Origin of the sequence: Uliginosibacterium sp. TH139, assembly GCF_002855595.1 — a bacterium.
GTDB classification, from domain to species: Bacteria; Pseudomonadota; Gammaproteobacteria; order Burkholderiales; family Rhodocyclaceae; genus Uliginosibacterium; species Uliginosibacterium aquaticum.
Map to the genome: position 1 here is coordinate 669,507 of NZ_PKRR01000002.1, position 17,821 is coordinate 687,327.

17 protein-coding genes are annotated in these 17,821 nt (G+C 61.2%); 1 reads left to right on the forward strand and 16 read right to left on the reverse strand.

The window, feature by feature from the left end; genetic code table 11:
• Nucleotides 1-8: 8 nt before the first annotated feature.
• The 15 genes from C0V76_RS06635 to ndk all read right to left on the reverse strand — a co-directional run bounded on the left by C0V76_RS06635 (nt 9) and on the right by ndk (nt 14,208).
• Nucleotides 9-1,169, reverse strand: coding sequence for an ATP phosphoribosyltransferase regulatory subunit (locus tag C0V76_RS06635; protein ID WP_101941570.1), 1,161 nt, complete (start codon nt 1,167-1,169; stop codon nt 9-11).
• 5 nt (nt 1,170-1,174) lie between these two features.
• Entirely contained in the window at nt 1,175-1,360 is a 186-nt protein-coding gene (locus tag C0V76_RS06640; RefSeq protein ID WP_101941571.1) for a DUF2065 domain-containing protein, read from the reverse strand.
• Between the two features lie 2 nt (nt 1,361-1,362).
• Nucleotides 1,363-2,247 carry a protease modulator HflC gene (gene hflC / locus C0V76_RS06645; RefSeq protein WP_101941572.1) on the reverse strand — a complete coding sequence of 295 codons (885 nt, stop codon included), beginning with the start codon at nt 2,245-2,247 and terminating at the stop codon, nt 1,363-1,365.
• A complete protein-coding gene (gene hflK, locus C0V76_RS06650; protein WP_101941573.1) occupies nt 2,247-3,509 on the reverse strand; it encodes an FtsH protease activity modulator HflK in 1,263 nt (420 codons plus the stop codon). Before hflK ends, hflC begins: the two co-directional genes overlap by 1 nt.
• A gap of 14 nt (nt 3,510-3,523) precedes the next feature.
• Nucleotides 3,524-4,687 carry a GTPase HflX gene (hflX, locus tag C0V76_RS06655; RefSeq protein WP_101941574.1) on the reverse strand — a complete coding sequence of 388 codons (1,164 nt, stop codon included), beginning with the start codon at nt 4,685-4,687 and terminating at the stop codon, nt 3,524-3,526.
• Nucleotides 4,688-4,779: 92 nt separating this feature from the next.
• Nucleotides 4,780-5,037 (reverse strand): RNA chaperone Hfq, encoded by a 258-nt coding sequence (gene hfq, locus C0V76_RS06660; protein WP_101941575.1) that lies wholly within the window; start codon nt 5,035-5,037, stop codon nt 4,780-4,782.
• A 125-nt stretch (nt 5,038-5,162) separates the two neighbouring features.
• Nucleotides 5,163-6,497 (reverse strand): ribosome biogenesis GTPase Der, encoded by a 1,335-nt coding sequence (gene der / locus C0V76_RS06665; RefSeq protein WP_101941576.1) that lies wholly within the window; start codon nt 6,495-6,497, stop codon nt 5,163-5,165.
• Nucleotides 6,498-6,510: 13 nt separating this feature from the next.
• The gene (gene bamB / locus C0V76_RS06670) at nt 6,511-7,650 is read right to left on the reverse strand and encodes an outer membrane protein assembly factor BamB (RefSeq protein ID WP_101941577.1); all 1,140 of its coding nucleotides are present in this window, start codon (nt 7,648-7,650) and stop codon (nt 6,511-6,513) included.
• The gene (locus C0V76_RS06675) at nt 7,650-8,297 is read right to left on the reverse strand and encodes a tetratricopeptide repeat protein (protein ID WP_101941578.1); all 648 of its coding nucleotides are present in this window, start codon (nt 8,295-8,297) and stop codon (nt 7,650-7,652) included. The genes bamB and C0V76_RS06675 overlap by 1 nt, the downstream gene beginning before the upstream one ends.
• 42 nt (nt 8,298-8,339) lie before the next feature.
• Entirely contained in the window at nt 8,340-9,614 is a 1,275-nt protein-coding gene (hisS, locus tag C0V76_RS06680) for a histidine--tRNA ligase (RefSeq protein ID WP_101941579.1), read from the reverse strand.
• Nucleotides 9,615-10,862: a flavodoxin-dependent (E)-4-hydroxy-3-methylbut-2-enyl-diphosphate synthase gene (gene ispG / locus C0V76_RS06685; protein WP_101941580.1), complete on the reverse strand. Its 1,248-nt coding sequence runs from the start codon at nt 10,860-10,862 to the stop codon at nt 9,615-9,617.
• 9 nt (nt 10,863-10,871) lie between these two features.
• Nucleotides 10,872-11,843, reverse strand: a complete 972-nt coding sequence (locus C0V76_RS06690; RefSeq protein ID WP_101941581.1) for a RodZ domain-containing protein — start codon at nt 11,841-11,843, stop codon at nt 10,872-10,874.
• Entirely contained in the window at nt 11,840-12,646 is an 807-nt protein-coding gene (pilW, locus tag C0V76_RS06695) for a type IV pilus biogenesis/stability protein PilW (RefSeq protein ID WP_101941582.1), read from the reverse strand. Before pilW ends, C0V76_RS06690 begins: the two co-directional genes overlap by 4 nt.
• Nucleotides 12,646-13,734 carry a 23S rRNA (adenine(2503)-C(2))-methyltransferase RlmN gene (rlmN, locus tag C0V76_RS06700; RefSeq protein ID WP_101941583.1) on the reverse strand — a complete coding sequence of 363 codons (1,089 nt, stop codon included), beginning with the start codon at nt 13,732-13,734 and terminating at the stop codon, nt 12,646-12,648. The genes pilW and rlmN overlap by 1 nt, the downstream gene beginning before the upstream one ends.
• 48 nt (nt 13,735-13,782) lie before the next feature.
• Entirely contained in the window at nt 13,783-14,208 is a 426-nt protein-coding gene (gene ndk / locus C0V76_RS06705) for a nucleoside-diphosphate kinase (RefSeq protein WP_101941584.1), read from the reverse strand.
• Between the two features lie 126 nt (nt 14,209-14,334).
• Between ndk and C0V76_RS06710 the strand changes: the two genes are divergently transcribed.
• Nucleotides 14,335-16,299 carry a sensor histidine kinase gene (locus C0V76_RS06710; protein WP_101941585.1) on the forward strand — a complete coding sequence of 655 codons (1,965 nt, stop codon included), beginning with the start codon at nt 14,335-14,337 and terminating at the stop codon, nt 16,297-16,299.
• Here C0V76_RS06710 and tilS read toward each other — a convergent pair whose 3' ends face one another.
• A complete protein-coding gene (gene tilS, locus C0V76_RS06715; RefSeq protein WP_101941586.1) occupies nt 16,300-17,607 on the reverse strand; it encodes a tRNA lysidine(34) synthetase TilS in 1,308 nt (435 codons plus the stop codon). It abuts the gene before it with no gap.
• Between the last annotated feature and the right edge of the window lie 214 nt (nt 17,608-17,821).

Genomic DNA, 17,821 nt, shown 5'->3' on the forward strand with positions numbered 1-17,821 from the left:
ATTCTTCCTCAGTCTTCCAGAGCGGCGACGCACCAGGCGCCATCCTTCAAAACAATGCGGCGATCACAGCCCGCCTCACGCCACGAGCCCGTATGCCCCGGCAACTCCTGCATCACGACCTCCCCTCCGGCACGCAGCGCGCTCACGCACGCTGCCAGCTCAGCCGAATTATCCAGAGGGGCAAGAATGGCGCCCAACATACCGACGCCTGCCCCAAGCGCAGCAAGCTCGCGCAAATCGAGGCTGAAACCTGTCGCCGGACGGGCGCGGCCAAAGGCACGCCCCACTTCGTTATAGCGACCACCCAAAGCAACCGCAGTCGGTGATGCGCCGCAGTAGGCCGCGAACATCAACCCAGTGTGGTAGTGATAACCGCGCAAATCCGCAAGATCGAAGCTCAGCGGCAGATCCCCCAGCTGACGGGCCAAGTGCAGCAACTCATCAAGCGCGGCGTGCACACCGGCAACGCCCGGCAACACATCACGTGCGCGCAGCAGCACATTGGCATCACCATACAGCCCCGGCAAGGCAAGCAGACCGGAGCGCGCAGGCTCAGCCATGGCGGCGGTGAAATCACGCAGCGCCGGTACATCCTTGGCCTGCAGGATGCCAAAGAGCACTTCTTCTGCCTCACGATCCAGCCCCGCCAATTCAGCCAGGGCACGGAACAGGCCTACATGCCCCACGTCGATACGGCTGGCGCGAGCACCGGACAGCGCCAGCGTGCGCGCCAGAAGACGCAACACTTCAACATCCGCCTCGATTCCGTCGTGGCCGTACAGCTCGGCGCCGATCTGCAGCGGCTCACGCGATGCAGTCATTGAACGCGGCAGCACATTCACCACAGGCCCGCAGTAGCACAGGCGGGTCACGCCCTGACGATTCAGCAAATGGGCATCGATCCGCGTGACCTGCGGCGTGGTATCGGCGCGTAAAGCCATCGTGCGACCGGAGATTTGGTCGACGAACTTGAACATGGAGTCATCCATGTCACGCCCTGTACCGGACACCAGCGAGTCCAGATACTCGACCGTCGGCGGAATCACGAGCTGATAGCCGTTGAGGCGGAACTCGTCCAGCAGAACGCGGCGCAGGTGCTCAATGCCCTGCGCCTCGACCGGCAGCACGTCCGCAAAATATTCGGGCAGCGCCCAGCGTGGCAAAGCCATAGGAATCAGTAAACCAGGATGAAGAGCAGCGCCCCGGTGAGCAGAGAGAGCATGCCCGCAAAGCGGATCTGCCCGTCTGCCCAGCGGGTAATGCGCTGGAAGGTGGCGCGCCAGGCAGCCGGCGCGCATAGGGGGACAAGGCCTTCAAACACCAGCATCAAAGCCAGTGCGGCCAGAAAATAACGCAGCATGCTTACTTGCCGCTGTCCTTGCCGCCACCGCTCTTCATGTACTTGAAGAAATCGGAAGACGGGTCAACGACCAGCATGTCGCTTTTGCTGCGGAAAGTCTGCTTGTAGGCTTCCATGCTGCGCCAGAAACGATAGAACTCGGGGCTGCGGCCAAATGCCTCTGCGTAGATCGCGGCCGCCTTGGCATCGCCCTCGCCCTTTATCTTCTGAGCATCGCGGTAGGCCTCCGCAATCACCACCTCACGCTGACGATCCGCATCCGCCTTGATCTGCTCGGCCTCGGCCGAACCGGTGGAACGCAACTCGTTGGCCACACGCTTGCGCTCGGCCTCCATACGACGGAATACGGATTCGCTCACGTCAGTCGGCAGCTCTACGCGCTTGACACGCACATCGACAATTTCCACGCCGTACTGTACGGAATCTGCTGCAGCTTTGGCCTGCACCGCATCCATGAGTTTTTCACGCTCACCAGAAATCACGTCATGCACCTGGCGCTTGCCGAACTCCTCACGCAGCACGGCATTCACTGTTTGCTCAAGACGCGTATTGGCACGCACCTCCTCGACCCCAAAGGCACGATAGAACACGGCCGGATCCTTGATGCGCCAGCGCACGAAGGAATCAACCAGCACGTTCTTCTTTTCTGCCGTCTGGAAGAGCTCGGACTCGGGTGAATCAAGTGTCAGGATACGGCGATCAAAATACTTTACATCCTGAATCATGGGCAGCTTGAATTTCAGCCCAGGCTCAGTCTCAAAACGCTTGATTTCCCCCAACTGGAAGACCAGCGCGTACTTGCGCTGATCCACGGTGAAGATGGACATCGATAGCACGGCGACTGCAATCAGCAGTGCGCCAAAAATCACGGGCAAACGGGCATTCATCAGCGGCTCTCCCTTTCACGCGAACGCAGGGCCTCGCGACTGCGAGGATCCGGCTCCTGACGCGGCACAGCGGCCGGCGTCTCGACAACCGGCTTGCTCGCCGGCACGGCGGCATCGACAGCTGCAGCAGGAGCGGCACCTCCGTTCTGGATCAGCTTGTCGAGCGGCAGGTAGAGCAGATTGCCATTGCCCTTGGAGTCCACCAGCACCTTGGTGGTGTTGCTATAGACCTGTTGCATCGCATCGATATACATGCGGTTGCGCGTAACTTCCGGGGCCTTCGAGTACTCGGCAAAGATCTGCTTGAAGCGGCTGGCATCGCCATCCGCCTGAGCCACCACGCGCTGGGCATAGCCTTTGGACTCCTCACGCAGACGCGCGGCCGTCCCTTCAGCCTTCGGCACCACATCGTTGAAGTAGGCCTGGCCTTCGCTCTTCAAGCGTTCGCGATCCTGCCCCGCCTTGACGGCATCATTGAAAGCCTCCTGCACCTGCTCGGGCGGCTGAGCATTCTGCATAGTCACCTTGCTGATCAACACGCCACTGCCTTTGTAAGGGCCGAAGCGGTATTCATCTAGCGCCTTCTGCATCATCAGATGAACTTGCTTGGCAACAGCCTCGCGCCCTTCGTAGAGCACGAAATCCATCTTACTCTTGCCTACGATCTCGCGCATAGCCGCCTCCGCTACCAACTTCACGGTGACATCCGCATCCTTGTTGGCAAACAGGAACTCCGCCGGATCGCTCAGCGTGTACTGCACGGCAAACTGGATGTTCACGATGTTTTCGTCATCCGTGATCATCAGCGACTCATGCAGATTCTTGGACCGGTCGTTGGCGCGAAAACCGACTTCCACCGTGCGCACACGCGTGACATTGACCAATTCCACCGCCTCGACGGGGTATGGCAAGTGCCAGCGCAAACCTTCATTGGTGATTTCCTGCAGCTTGCCAAAACGTAACACCACGCCACGCTGGCTGGCATCGACTGTGTAAAACCCGCTTCCCAGCCACAAAGCCGCCGCAGCCAGAACAACCAGCACCACGCCGCCACCGAGCTGACGCGGATTCAGCGGCGCCGGTGGCGGCGTATTGCTGCCCCCCCCGCCCGAACGCTTGCCGAACATGCCGCTGAGCTTATTGTTGAAGTCGCGCCAGATGTCTTCAAGGTCTGGCGGCCCCTGCTCATCGCCGCGCTTGCCCTCACCCTGCTTGTCGTCGCTTTGGCTGTTGTTGCCCCAGCGTGGATCGTTGATTGACATGAGTAGTCCGGTAATCATGAGTCTGCCTGGTCTGAGTCATCCATCGGGGAAGCCGGCGGCTCTGAAGCCTCACCGGCAATCATGATCGGGAAGAGCTGGCGGGCCAACGCGTTGCGCAGCAAATCCAGCCCTTCGCCCGTGCGGGCGCTGAGCAAAATGCGCTCGATTTTACCATAGCCATCCTCTTCCACTGTCGGCACACCATGCGTCATGTCGATCTTGTTCCAGACGAGGATCTGCGGCACGTCGCCCGCGCCGATCTCGGTCAGCACTTCATTGACCACATCAATCTGCGCTTCGCGATCCGCCGAGGATGCATCCACCACATGCAGCAACAGATCTGCCTGTGCCGTTTCTTCTAGCGTGGCGTGAAACGCAGCCACGACCGAGTGCGGCAAGTCGCGGATGAAACCCACGGTATCCGAGAGCACCATATGACGTTGTGCATCATGCAGATAGACGCGGCGTGAAGTCGTGTCGAGGGTGGCAAAAAGCTGATCGGCCGCATAAGCACCGGCCTTGCAGAGCGCATTGAACAAGGTGGACTTGCCCGCATTGGTGTAACCAACCAATGAGACCACAGGCACCTCACTGCGTTCCCTTGAGCGGCGCCGTACCTTGCGTTGCTTCTCCAACTGCCGCAGTCGTTCCTTGAGTAGGGCAACGCGTTTGCCGAGCAGGCGGCGGTCGGTTTCGAGCTGCTTTTCACCCGGCCCACGCAGACCGATACCCCCCTTCTGACGCTCAAGGTGAGTCCAGCCACGCACCAAGCGCGTCGCCAGATGCTCCAACTGGGCCAGCTCCACCTGCAGCTTGCCCTCATGGCTCTTGGCACGCAGGGCAAAGATATCGAGGATCAAGGTCGTGCGATCAATGACCCGACGCTGCAGCACGCGCTCAAGATTACGCTGCTGCCCGGCGCTCAATTCATGATTGAAGATCACGATATCAGCCCCGGATGCAAGGACTTCGGCAGCAATTTCGTCAACCTTGCCGGAGCCCGCATACAGGGCTGGATCGGGCGCCCTGCGCCGGCCCTGAATGATGGCGACTGTTTCAGCGCCTGCCGAACCCGCCAGCATCTGGAACTCAGCTAGACATTCAGCTAGCCCCCCCGCACCAAAATCGAGCTGCACCAGGACGGCGCGATTTCCTTCCGAAGCGGGGCGATCAAACATGCGGAGGCACAGGCAAAAATCCGGGTGCAACCTCAGGCTGCACCCGGATCAGGGTATTAAGAGAAACCGCTGCCCGCCATGCGGGCAGGCGTTCATTCCTTCGGTGCGGCAGGCGCATCACCCGCATTTTCGTGCGGAATGGACACAGCACGGGCCGGCACCACGGTAGAGATGGCGTGTTTGTACACCATCTGGGTGACCGTGTTCTTCAGCAGCACCACATACTGATCGAAAGACTCGATATGGCCTTGCAGCTTGATGCCATTGACGAGGTAGATCGAGACCGGAATGTGCTCGCGGCGCAAGGTATTCAGGAAGGGGTCTTGCAGCATCTGGCCTTTGTTGCTCATGGTTTTTGGCCCTCAGAAATATTGTTATTGGAAAAGCTCGGCCAGTGAAGCACAGCGTGCGGGAAAAAGGGCACTGGCCAAAGGGGAAAGGTTAGCAGAACTTCCGCACGATCAATAGCACACGATCAAGGATAGTCTTTGTCCGCATAGGGGTTGTGCGCCGAGCGGAACTCGATGCGCAGCGGGGTCCCCTGCAGCTTGAAGGTTTCCACGAAATGATGCTCAAGATAGCGGCGATAGGAGTCAGGAATATGCTCCAGCGCATTGCCGTGCACTACCACCACAGGAGGATTCTGACCGCCCTGGTGGGCGTAGCGCATCTTGGGACGATACACCCCGTGGCGCGGCGGTTGCTGTTTGGTCAGCGCGGTCTGCAAAGCACGCGTGAGCTTGGGGGTGGCCAGCTTGATCATCGCCGCCGCATAGGCCAGATCCACCGACTTGAGCAATGGGCCGATACCCACCACTTCTAGCGCCGAGATGTAATGGTGGCGCGCGAAATCGAGGAAGTAGAGCTTGCGGGCAATCTCAGCCTTGATCCGCTCACGACGATAGTCGTCGACGCTGTCCCACTTGTTCACCGCCAGCACCAGGGCGCGGCCGGCCTCAAGCACGAAGCCGGCGATGTGGGCGTCCTGATCGGAGATGTCCTGACTAGCATCGAGCACCAGCACAACAACATTGGCCTCCTCCACCGCCTGCAAGGTCTTGATCACCGAAAATTTCTCGATCGCCTCAAAGACCTTGCCACGGCGACGCAGGCCAGCCGTATCGATCAGGGTATAGGCCTTGCCGTTGCGCTCGAAAGGCACGGCAATCGCATCACGCGTAGTACCGGGCATATCAAACGCAATCACGCGATCCTCGCCCAGCAAGGCGTTGATCAGGGTTGATTTACCCACATTGGGACGACCGACGATGGCCACCCTGGGGCCCGCCTCGTCATCATCCCCAGGCTCTGCGTCCTTGGGAAAACTATCCAGCACCAGATCCAGCAACTGACGAACGCCCTCGCCATGCGCAGAGGAGATCACATACGGCGTACCAAAGCCCAGCTCATGAAACTCGGCACTGAAAGTGTCGCGATTCATGCCCTCGCCTTTATTTACAGCGAGGAACACCGGGCGACCCGAGCGGCGCAGCGTGTCTGCGATCTGCTTGTCATGCGGCGTCAAGCCGACACGACCGTCCACGATAAACAGCAAGGCGTCGCCTTCGGCGATGGCGGACTCGGCCTGACGGGCCATTTCGGCCACGATTCCTTCCTTGGCCAGCGGTTCGAAACCGCCTGTATCGACGACCAGATAGGGGCGCGAGCCTCCACGGCCAATCCCGTAGTGGCGATCGCGGGTCAGACCCGGCATATCCGCCACCAGCGCGTCGCGGGTGCGGGTCAGACGATTGAAAAGCGTGGATTTGCCGACATTGGGTCGGCCCACGAGCACCAGCGTAGGTTTCACAACAACTCCAGATTTACTGCTTCCGCAGGCTCAAGGCGTAAAGGTCGCCATCGATGGCCTGCACCGCCATCCCGTCATTGGGCAGCGTCTGCATCAGGGCACGCACCCCGGACGAATCCACGCGGCGACTGGCCACGAACTCTCCAGAACGCGCTTCAATTACATGGACATAGCCCTGTACATCCGCCACGGCCAGCTTGTCGCCTACCAGTACCGGACGGGTCAGGCGCCGATAGGCCAGCTTGTCCTGCTTCCACTGACTAGCACCAGAAGCCAGATCGAGGGCATACAAAGTGTCGCCTGCATCGGCGAAATACAGGCTGCCGGCATCCGCGGCAATACCACTGGCCGAAGAAAAGTCACGCGCCCAACGCAGGCTGCCATTGCTGCGATCCACACAGGCAACACGCCCCTGGAAAGCAGCCACACAGACCTGATCGCCGCGCACCAGCGGATCGCCCACCACATCCGCCATGCGTTCAATCTCGTTGGAGCCCTTGGGTTGGGCAATCGTAGCCTCCCAGCGCTGCACCCCACTGGCGAGACTCAGCGCCAGCAGTTTGCCGCCCGGAAAACCGGCAAACAACACATCACCCGAACGCGCCAATCCCACCGGCGCACGCAAGGCCAGGGAGGCCTGAGCGCGCTGATAGACCCAACGGCGTTTGCCGTCGCTCACACCATATGCGGCGAGTTGATTGTCGCCAATCCGCACCACCACCATATCTTCGGCAATCAGAGGGGAGGCGAGCACTTCGCCGCCCACGGTAGTCTTCCAGCGCAAGCTGCCCTTGTCTGCTTCATAGACAAGCAATTCGCCATCACTACTGGTCACCACCACCACATTGCCATCACTAGCCACGCCACCGGAGAGGCGCGGCGCCGTCTTGACCCGCCAGACTTCACGCCCGGCCGCATCGAAACGCGCCAGCTGGCCCTTGCGGGCGGCAGCATAGACACTGCCACCAGAAAGCGTCGGGCTCAGCAGGGAGTCGCCGATCTCCGGCAAGGAAGCGGTCCACTGCTCGCGCAGCTCGCCCGTCTGTTTGAAAACGGGCAGCGGCGAAGGCTTGGGCCCGGGATCTGATGACCACAGGAAGCAACCACTCAGACTAGAACTCAGGGCCAGGGCGGCCAGCACTCGCAGTTTCATCAGGCGCCTCCAAGCGCATCCAGCTTGATCTGCACAAGATTGCGGAAAGAGGTCGTTTGCTCACCCGCCTTGGACGCGGCCTCAACGCTGCGCTTGTAGGCAGCGCGCGCCTCCGCCGTCTTGCCTTGGGCAAACAGGACATCTCCACGCAGATCTTCGAATCGCGGCAGATACGCCTCATTGGGCTCAGCCTTGAGGGTTTCCAGCGCCGGCTCAAGTTCCTTGGCATCGATTTGCAGCGCAGCCAGTCGCAGGCGGGCCACATCGCGCAACAGAGGATCAGCTTTGCTGGAAGCAGCCCACTCGAGACGGCTGCGGGCAGTCTTGGCGTCCCCCGCTTCAAGTGCGGTATGTGCAGCTTGCAAAGCAGCCAGCTCAGCCGTCACGCTGCCGCCATGCTTGGCGACCAACTCGTCAGTCAGCACGCCAACCTTGCCCACATCCTTGGCTTGCGCGGCAAGGCTCACGGCACTGTAGAGGCCACCAGCCTCAGCCGCCTGCTTGCCTTGATACCAGCGCCAGCCTTGCACGCCAGCCACGACCAGCGCCAACGCCAGCGCGCTACCCGTCACGATATTGCCGTTCTTTTCCCACCAGGCCTTGATGGCCGAAAGCTGTTCCTGCTCTTCCAGATCGTAAGCTGCCATGTTCCGTCTTCCGTCTCTTGATTGATTCTGTCCGTGCCCGGCTCACTCGCCGTAAAGGCGGTCTGCCAGCAATTCAACGAGCGCTTCGGGCGTTACCGCCTGCTGCTCGCCCTCTCCACGCAGAGGCTTGAGCGCCACCTGCCCGACCGCTGCTTCATCATCACCCACGATCACGGCATACGCCGCACCTGAACCGTCGGCCTTCTTCATCTGCGATTTGAAGCTGCCACCACCGCAATGGAACACCACCGCGAAGCCCGCGCTACGCAGCAGTTCGGCACTGCGGAAAGCAAAGGGCGCAGCCTTCTCTCCTTGATGCACCACGTACACATCGGGGCTCACCAGCGGGCCGGCATCCAGGCCTTCCTGCCACAGCAACATCACACGCTCCATGCCCATCGCGAAACCACAGGCCGGAGCCGGCTTGCCGCCGAGTTGTTCGATTAGACCGTCGTAACGACCGCCGGCGCAGAAAGTGGCCTGAGCGCCCAGGCGAGTAGTCGTCCATTCGAACACGGTGCGGTTGTAATAGTCCAGCCCTCGCACCATTCGCGGATTGATCCGGTAAGGCACGGCAGCCTCGCGCAGCAAGGCTTGCACGGCTTCGAAATGCTTGAGAGATGCTTCACCGAGATACTCGATGAGTTTGGGTGCGGCTTCGACGATCTCCTGCAGCGCCGGATTCTTGGTGTCCAGCACACGCAGTGGATTGGCGTAGAGGCGACGCTTGCCATCTTCATCCAGCTGATCCTGATACTTCTCCAGATAGGCGATCAACTCAGTGCGGTGTGTGGCGCGCTCGGCCGCATCCCCCAGGGAATTGAGCTGAAGTTCGACATCGTCCAACCCGAGGTCATCCCACAGGCGACGACACATCACGATGTGCTCAGCATCCACGTCCGGGCCGGCAAAACCCAGGGCTTCCACACCGACCTGATGAAACTGACGATAGCGCCCCTTCTGCGGACGCTCGTGACGGAACATCGGGCCACTGTAATAGAGGCGCTGCGGATTCTGGAAAATCAGGTTGTGCTCGATCACCGAGCGCACACAGGAGGCAGTACCTTCCGGGCGCAGGGTGAGGTGTTCGCCGTTGAGACGATCCTCAAAGGAGTACATCTCCTTCTCGACAATGTCGGTGTGCTCGCCAACGCCGCGCGAGAACAGCTTCGTGTACTCCACGATCGGAGTGCGAATCGGCCGATAGCCATAGCTCCGCAGCCAGTCACGAACAATTTCCTCGAACGCCTCCCAACGCTCCGCCTCTTCGGGGAGCAGGTCATTCATGCCACGCACGCCTTGCAGTTTGGTACTCATTTACTGGATCTTTTTCGGATACTTGGTGGCGACATACTCATCGAGGATGACGCGGAATTCATGGGCGATATTGTCGCCACGCAGGGTCATGGCCTTCTGGCCATCGATGAAAACCGGAGCAGCCGGCGTCTCGCCAGTGCCTGGCAGGGAAATACCGATATTGGCATGCTTGCTTTCGCCGGGGCCATTGACCACGCAGCCCATCACCGCAAGGGTCAGATTTTCAACCCCATCATACTGGTCGCGCCACACCGGCATCTGCTCGCGTACATAACTTTGCACGCTCTGCGCAAGCTCCTGGAAGAAGGTGCTGGTGGTGCGACCACAGCCCGGGCAGGCGGTAACCATCGGCGTAAAAGCACGCAAACCCATGCTCTGCAAGATTTCCTGCGCCACGATGACTTCCTGGGTGCGGGCACCGCCCGGCTCAGGGGTCAATGACACTCGAATGGTATCGCCAATGCCTTCCTGCAACAGTACGCCCAGCGCAGCGGTTGAGGCCACGATGCCCTTGCTGCCCATGCCGGCTTCAGTGAGTCCAAGATGCAGCGGGTAATCGCTGCGACGGGCCAGCTCGCGATAGGTGGCGATCAGATCCTGCACGCTGGAAACCTTGCAGGACAGGATGATGCGATCACCCGCCATGCCCACGTCTTCAGCCGCCTGCGCAGATTCGAGCGCCGACACGATCAGCGCCTCGCGCATCACCGCACCAACATCCCACGGCTCCGCTCGCTGCGCGTTGGCATCCATCATGCGCGCCAGCACAGACTGATCGAGGCTGCCCCAGTTCACACCGATGCGCACCGGCTTGTCGTACTTGCAGGCGAGCTCCACGATCTGCGCAAATTGCACATCACGCTTCTGGCCCTGCCCCACGTTGCCGGGATTGATACGGTACTTGGCCAGCAATTCGGCACAGGCAGGATTGTCCGTCAGCAGCTTGTGGCCGTTGTAGTGGAAGTCACCGATGATCGGCACCTCCACATTCATCTTCGCCAACTGCTCGACGATCTTCGGTACAGCCTTGGCTGACTCGTCGTTATTCACGGTGATCCGAACCAGCTCCGAGCCTGCGCGCGCCAGCTGGGCGATCTGAATCGCTGTCGCGACATGGTCCGCCGTATCGGTATTGGTCATCGACTGCACCACGATCGGCACTTGCGAGCCGACCTGCACACGGCCAATGCGAACCAGACGAGTCGGGTGCCGGCCCAGAGCGCCGGCAAAAGTGGAATTTTGCGACATCAGAGATTCTTACTGCAGTTTCACACGGGCCACATCGCCACGAATCAGCGGAGCCAGATCGACCGGTCGGCCCTTCCAGGAGAGCTTCACTTTGCCAGCATTGCCAATGACCAGATCGAAGGGAGCCTGTCCCTGAACCTCCTGGACACCACCAGCTTGATTAAGACGGGAGAAGACGATCTGCCCACTGGCATCACGCACTTCAACCCAGGAGTCACCCTCGAAACTCAGCGTCATGCGCGGCAGACCACCCACGGCGGGCCCAGACGCCGTCGGAGCTATCGCCACAGGAACGGACGGGGTCACGCGCACAGGAGCACTCTGCACCGCTGGCGGCGTAGCCGGCGGTACTGACTGAGCTGGCAGCATCACCGGTTGGGGCGCGCTCTGCGCCATCGGCACGACGGCAGCCACCACACTCACCGGCACACTCGCCTCGAGCTGCGGGGCAGGCACACTGCTCGCAACCAAAGGCTCGCTGACGACAGGCGACACTTCAACCACAGGCACGAAAACCTCTTCCTGCGGCGCTTTAAGCAGCGCCGTTTCCTCGCGCGCTTCGAGCCAGCCATAATGCCAGCCTGCGCCAAGCACCACGGCCAGCACCAGCACCAATGCTGCAATCGGCAACGCCGAGTAGCGCGGATTGCCCGGTGAAGGCATGCGCCCCAGGCTGGGAGTGATCATCTGCTCAGGCAGCTCGGCCACGACCGGCGCCTCATTGGTCTCACCGGCGCGCAGGAAAATCTCTGCATCCAAGCCCAGAAACCGCGCGTAGTTACGCACAAAACCACGGGCAAAGGTGCTGCCCGGCAAGGCGCTGAGATCACCACGCTCGATCGCCTCTAGCTGACGCACAGTCAGCTTGAGTTGATCGGAAACCTGGCCAAGGGAGAGCCCGCGCGCTTCACGCGCCGCGCGCAACTGGGTCCAGAGGCTCTCTGCAGCGGTCTGCGCCGCCTCCTGAATCTGCTCGCTCACTCGAACTTCCCCTGCAGAAAGTACTGATATTCGTTGGAGCCCGGAAACTCCTTGCGCATCCGCGAGCCCAGATCGGCGACTGTGCTGCGATTGCCCAGACGGTTCTCAATGCGAACGGCGAGCCACAGGATCTCAACGTTGCTGTTTTTCATCTGCTTCAGAATTTGGTCCATCCACTCCTTGGCACGTAGGTCGCGGTTGGAGCGATAGGCGATATCTGCCAGGTAGTAATAGGCCTGCAGATTGGCCGTGTCGGTCTGAACGGCCCTCAGGAAGCGCTCCTCCGCCGCAGGGATATTCTTCTGGCGAAGCAGGCACAGACCTGCATTGGTCCACGCGCGCGTTGGCGTGGCGTAGTAGGGGTTGCGTGCAGCCTGCTCAATTCGCGGCAGACCTTCAGACTCACGTCCCTGCGAGCAAAGGAACCAGCCATAGGCATTAGCGATTTCAGGGTCTCCTGGCGCCAGGCGGGAAGCCTGCTCGAAACCAGGAATCGCCTGTGAATACTGCTCCTGAGCGGCATACACCATGCCTTGCAGCAGATAGCCTGGTGCATAGGCCGAATCCGAAGCGATTGCGGCACGCGCCTCATCCAGCGCTACGCCGTTGCGCCCGCTCTGCAGATAAGCCTGCCCCAACTCGACGTGCAACTTGGCAGAGCGCCGAGCCGCAGTAGTGGCCGGTTGCTCGGCAGAAGGACGGTCAGACTCAGCATCACCACCGATGGGCAAGCCTGCCACACAACCAGAAAGCAGGCCAAACAAAGCCAGCAGCAAAACGGAACAGCGTACAGAGTTGAGCATCAACGCACCTCTTGGATGGGTACTACACGTTTCTGGGTCCGGCGCGTCTTGTCCTTGACCTGCCCGGCCAGCTGGCCACAAGCAGCATCGACGTCATCCCCGCGCGTCTTGCGCGTGGTCGTGACAATACCGGCTTCATTGAGCAGTTGCGAGAAACGACGGACTACTGGACCCGACGAGCGATGAAAGCCGGAGTCCGGAAAAGGGTTGAAGGGTATCAGGTTGTACTTGCACGGCACCTCCCGTGCAATATCGATCAACTGGCGGATGTGCTCGTCACCGTCATTCACACCTTCAAGCATGATGTATTCGAAGGTAATGAAATCACGCGGCGCCTTGTCCAGATAACGGTTGCACGCGGCCAGCAGGTCCTTCAGGGGATACTTCTGGTTGATCGGCACCAGCTTGTCGCGCAGCGCATCGTTCGGTGCATGCAGCGATACGGCTAGCGCCACCGGGCATTCGTCGCGCAGGCGATCCATCGCTGGCACGATGCCAGAGGTGGATACTGTCACGCGACGGCGCGACAGGCCATACGCATGGTCATCCAGCATCAGCTTGAGCGCTGATACCACGCTGTCGAAATTCGCCAGAGGCTCACCCATGCCCATCATCACCACGTTGCTGATGATGCGCTCGCCATTGGGTTCGGCGCCCAGCAGGCGATTGGCCAGCCACAGCTGGCCGATGATTTCTGCCGCACTCAGGTTGCGGTTGAAGCCCTGTTTTCCCGTGGAGCAGAAAGCGCAGTCAAGTGCGCAGCCCGCCTGCGAGGACACGCACAGGGTGCCGCGGGTAGCTTCCGGAATGAACACGGTCTCGACCGCATTGCCATTGCCGACATCCATCAGCCACTTGCGTGTGCCATCGGTCGACAGGTTGTCACGGATCGGCACTGGAGGCTGGATGCAGGCAGTTTCCTTGAGCAATGCACGCAGGCTCTTGGCTACATCCGTCATGGCATCAAAGTCGGTCTCCCCGAAACGGTGGATCCAGCGCAGGATCTGCCGGGCGCGAAATGGCTTCTCGCCGCGTTCGGCGAACCAAGCGATCAGGGCATCGGCATCAAGGTCGAGGAGGTTCTGCATGAGTCTTCACATCAGTGCCCGGCGCGGGCTGCGCCGGGCGGGAACTACTTAACGGCTATACACATTCATGCCGGGGAAGAAGAAAGCCACTTCCACGGCGGCAGTTTCAGCGGCATCGGAGCCATGCACAGCATTGGCGTCGATCGAATCAGCGAAGTCGGCACGGATGGTGCCGGCGTCAGCCTTCTTCGGATCAGTCGCGCCCATCAGTTCGCGGTTCTTGGCGATGGCACCTTCGCCTTCTAGCACCTGGATCATCACCGGCCCGGAGATCATGAACTTCACCAGATCCTTGAAGAAGGGGCGCTCCTTGTGCACGGCATAGAACTGACCGGCTTCGAGCTCGGAAAGTTGCACCAGCTTGGCAGCAATGATTTTCAGGCCAGCATCCTCAAAGCGCTGATAGATCTTGCCGATCACGTTCTTGGCGACGGCATCCGGCTTGATGATGGACAGGGTACGTTCGATAGCCATTTACTTCTCTCCTGTTAATGGGCTGTTGGTAAGTTATTGTTGTCAAAACCGTTCATTTTATCAGCAGACGCCCCGCCCCGGCAGCCAGACTGCCAAATCAAGCCTCACCCGGGCTAAGATTGGCGCATGACCAGCCCCACCTTGCCCCCCTCCACACCTCCAATCCCGCGTACCGGCACCTGGTTCTGGCGTCTCCCTATCCTGGCTATCGCCGCACTGGTTGCCGTGATTTCGCTCTTTCTGTGGCTAGGCCTCGCCCAGGAACGCGAGGAGCGCCGCGCTGCGCTGGTCAGTGACAGCCTGTGGATGGAGCAGAATTTACGCTACCACTTCGAAAGCACGGTGGATGAGCTAGGTCAGATCGGCAACCAGTTCGGCACCGGCGGCGAACTGCACACAGAAGCGGCGCAGGACAAGGTCCGCGAGCTCCTGCAGGGGGACGCAGGCCTCAGCGCGATTCTCTGGCTCAACTCCGATGGCGAGATGCTCAGCACCCTGCCCGCCAGCGCCGCGCCGGTGCAGGTCAGCGAAGAACACAACCTCACCGTGGTACGCGCCCGCACCCTGAACCGGCCAACCTACGACCACCCCTTCCGACTCAAGGACGGTTCCTGGGCTGTGGAAGTCGTTCTGCCGATATTTGGCGCCAACGACTTCAATGGCTACGCCGTAGGTATTTTTTCGCTCTCCCGCGTGCTCGAAAAGCACGTCCCATGGTGGTTTGCCGAGCGCTACCGGATCTCCTTCACCGATGACGGCAGCGACGAGCTGGCCAGCTCGACCCAGGCCAGTGCCGCCAACAACATCTCCTTCGGCGTGAGCTTCGACCGCATGGGCGGCCTGGGCATCCGCGTGGAGAGCTACCGCGACACCACCCGCGTGATGCCTTCCATCGTGGTCGCGGTGCTGCTGGCCTTTACGGTCGTGCTGATCTGGAGTCTGTGGATGCTGCGCACCCGGGTGCTGCGCCTGCAGGACACGGAAGCGGCCCTGCGTGCGGAACATGCCTTCCGCCTCGCCATGGAGAAATCCACCCTGGTCGGCCTGCGCGCCCGGGATCTCTCTGGACGCATCAGCTACGTCAACAGTGCCTTCTGCCGCATGGTGGGCTGGAACGAAGATGAGCTCGTCGGACTGAATGCGCCGATGCCCTTCTGGTTTGAAGACAGCAGCGAACCCCTGCCCGCCAGCATCGGCGAAGAGCCCGCGCGTGCGCGGGAGCTGCGTTTCCAACATCGCGACGGCCATGTGCTCGATGTGCTTCTGTATGAAGCAGCCCTAATCGACGCCGACGGCCACCACAGCGGCTGGATGGGCTCAGTGCTGGACATCACGGAACGCAAGCGCGCCGAAGCCCTGGCCCGCGATCAGCAGGAGCAGCTGGAGGCCACAGCCCGCCTCGTCACAATGGGAGAAATGGCCTCCACCCTGGCTCACGAACTGAATCAGCCGCTCTCAGCCATAGCCAGCTACAGTGCTGGCTGCCTGAATGCACTGAAAGCCGGCCGCTACGACGAAAAGCAATTCACCGACGTACTCGGCAAGATCAATCACCAGGCCCAGCGCGCCGGCAAGATCATCCACCGCATCTACGGTTTCGTGCGCCGCTCCGAATCGCGCCGTGACCGCATGGACGTAAATGCGGCCGTGCTAGAAGCCACCGGCCTGCTCGAAGCCGAAACCCTACGCCGCAAGGTTCGCCTGCAGGTCGAACTGGCCATGGACCTCCCCCAAATCATTGGCGACCGCGTCATGGTCGAGCAGGTCATGGTGAACCTGCTGCGCAACGGCATGGACGCCATGCGTGGCACCCCGGAAGCAGAGCGCCTGCTGCGCGTACGAAGCGAAAGTAGCGGCGAAGGCGTGCGGCTGGTCGTGCAGGATCAAGGCAGCGGCATCCCAGCCGAGATCGCCGACCGCCTGTTCGACTCCTTCTTCACCACCAAGCCCGAAGGCATGGGCATGGGCCTCAAGATCTGCCGCTCGATTGCCGAGCAGCACAATGGTCGACTGTGGTTTGAAGCGGCAGCCGAGGGCGGCACCCTGTTCTACCTCTATCTACCCATCGGCACCGAGGACAAGGACGCCTGATCAACCCCGCCAGCGCCCATCCGGCCCCCGCCACTCGATGCGCCAGCCCACTTCTCCCGGCAAAGCGCTAAAGCCTGCTGCTGCCCCCACCCCACCGATCCACAACACTTGATCCCCGCAGCACAACAGGGGCAGAGTCTCACGCCACCAGACCGGCAGATCAGCCTCCTGACACAGAACCTTGAAACTGCGCGTCGGACGATTCTCTGCCAGACGCAGACGCTCACCACCGCACCGGCTCCGCAGCAGTAAGGACTGACTGCCCGGATCAAGACGCAAACCCGCCCCAGATATCGGCAGAAAGCGCACCCCCCCCTCAGCCCAGGGCATTTCTGCCTCCCCCACCCATGGCTGCGGCGCAGGAAACATCAAGCGTGCAGATTCGGTCCAGATCCGCTCGCGATAGGCACACAAGGCCAGGTCGCCGAAACACTCGCGTACCGGCGCCTCGCCGCGCAAGGCCCGCAGCCCAGACGCCAGACGCGCCGCATCCGGCGCTTGCTCCCCCCGCTCGCGCAGCCAGTAACGCAGCAGATTGCGCCCCCGCGCCGGACTCAACGCACGCAAGCCTGAGCGCGAGCCAGGCAGCCCAAGCCTCACGACACCAGCATCCAGCACTGCCAACTCACCCAGCAGATCTTCAGCTTCCGCGAAATGCGCCGCCGCCCGCGCCAACGAGCGCTCTACGGCCGGCTGACGCGCCTTCAGCGCAGGCAGCACAGAATGACGCAGGTAATTGCGCATGAAGCGGCCATCCGCATTGCTATCGTCCTCAATCCAGCGCAAACCCTCAGCCTGCGCCCACTCGAGCAGCACGGCGCGTGGCTCGGCCAGCAGGGGGCGCCACAAGCGTCGCGCCGGATCACGCTCGCGCATGCCCGCAACCCCTGCCACCCCAGCACCACGCACAAGCCGGTGCAAGAGGGTTTCCGCCTGATCGTCCGCATGATGAGCGAGCACCACCCAGTCAGCCTCCACACTGGCAAATGCCGCATGCCGCACCTCGCGCGCCGCGGCCTCAAGCCCCCGCCCCGCATCAAGAGTTACCACCACGCGCTCGACGCGAAAGGGCAAACCCAAGGCATCACACTCTGCCTCGCAATGCTTCACCCAGTCATCGGCCCGGAGGCTCAGACCGTGATGAACATGGAGCGCAGAAAGCACAAAGCCCGCCTCAGGAGCAAGGCGGGCCAGCAGATGCAACAGAACAGTGGAATCAAGGCCGCCGCTATACGCCACACACAAACGCGTGCCGGCACAGGCACGCAAGACAGGTAGCAGGCGAGACGCGAGATCAGGGCTGGGCATGGACAAATTGTAGCCGCAGGCTGCAGCAAACCCCGACAACGGCGCTGTGCATCACCCAAGGCACGCCGGAGCGCCGCAAGCGGCCAACTCAAGCCGGGCTATTTGACTTGCTTCAGGCCGAGCTTCTGAAGCGGTGATGAAGCGAGGGGGCCGAGATCGAGGATAGGGGCGGAAACGCACTTGGGTACGCCGGACGCCAGGGTTTCGAGATCAG

Excerpts from the sequence above, each read along its gene's own strand:
- C0V76_RS06635 (WP_101941570.1), bottom strand. The coding sequence starts at position 1,169 with ATGGCTTTGCCACGCTGGGCGCTGCCCGAATATTTTGCGGACGTGCTG.
- C0V76_RS06640 (WP_101941571.1), bottom strand. The coding sequence starts at position 1,360 with ATGCTGCGTTATTTTCTGGCCGCACTGGCTTTGATGCTGGTGTTTGAA.
- hflC (WP_101941572.1), bottom strand. The coding sequence starts at position 2,247 with ATGAATGCCCGTTTGCCCGTGATTTTTGGCGCACTGCTGATTGCAGTC.
- hflK (WP_101941573.1), bottom strand. The coding sequence starts at position 3,509 with ATGTCAATCAACGATCCACGCTGGGGCAACAACAGCCAAAGCGACGAC.
- hflX (WP_101941574.1), bottom strand. The coding sequence starts at position 4,687 with ATGTTTGATCGCCCCGCTTCGGAAGGAAATCGCGCCGTCCTGGTGCAG.
- hfq (WP_101941575.1), bottom strand. The coding sequence starts at position 5,037 with ATGAGCAACAAAGGCCAGATGCTGCAAGACCCCTTCCTGAATACCTTG.
- bamB (WP_101941577.1), bottom strand. The coding sequence starts at position 7,650 with ATGAAACTGCGAGTGCTGGCCGCCCTGGCCCTGAGTTCTAGTCTGAGT.
- C0V76_RS06675 (WP_101941578.1), bottom strand. The coding sequence starts at position 8,297 with ATGGCAGCTTACGATCTGGAAGAGCAGGAACAGCTTTCGGCCATCAAG.
- hisS (WP_101941579.1), bottom strand. The coding sequence starts at position 9,614 with ATGAGTACCAAACTGCAAGGCGTGCGTGGCATGAATGACCTGCTCCCC.
- ispG (WP_101941580.1), bottom strand. The coding sequence starts at position 10,862 with ATGTCGCAAAATTCCACTTTTGCCGGCGCTCTGGGCCGGCACCCGACT.
- pilW (WP_101941582.1), bottom strand. The coding sequence starts at position 12,646 with ATGCTCAACTCTGTACGCTGTTCCGTTTTGCTGCTGGCTTTGTTTGGC.
- rlmN (WP_101941583.1), bottom strand. The coding sequence starts at position 13,734 with ATGCAGAACCTCCTCGACCTTGATGCCGATGCCCTGATCGCTTGGTTC.
- ndk (WP_101941584.1), bottom strand. The coding sequence starts at position 14,208 with ATGGCTATCGAACGTACCCTGTCCATCATCAAGCCGGATGCCGTCGCC.
- C0V76_RS06710 (WP_101941585.1), top strand. The coding sequence starts at position 14,335 with ATGACCAGCCCCACCTTGCCCCCCTCCACACCTCCAATCCCGCGTACC.
- tilS (WP_101941586.1), bottom strand. The coding sequence starts at position 17,607 with ATGCCCAGCCCTGATCTCGCGTCTCGCCTGCTACCTGTCTTGCGTGCC.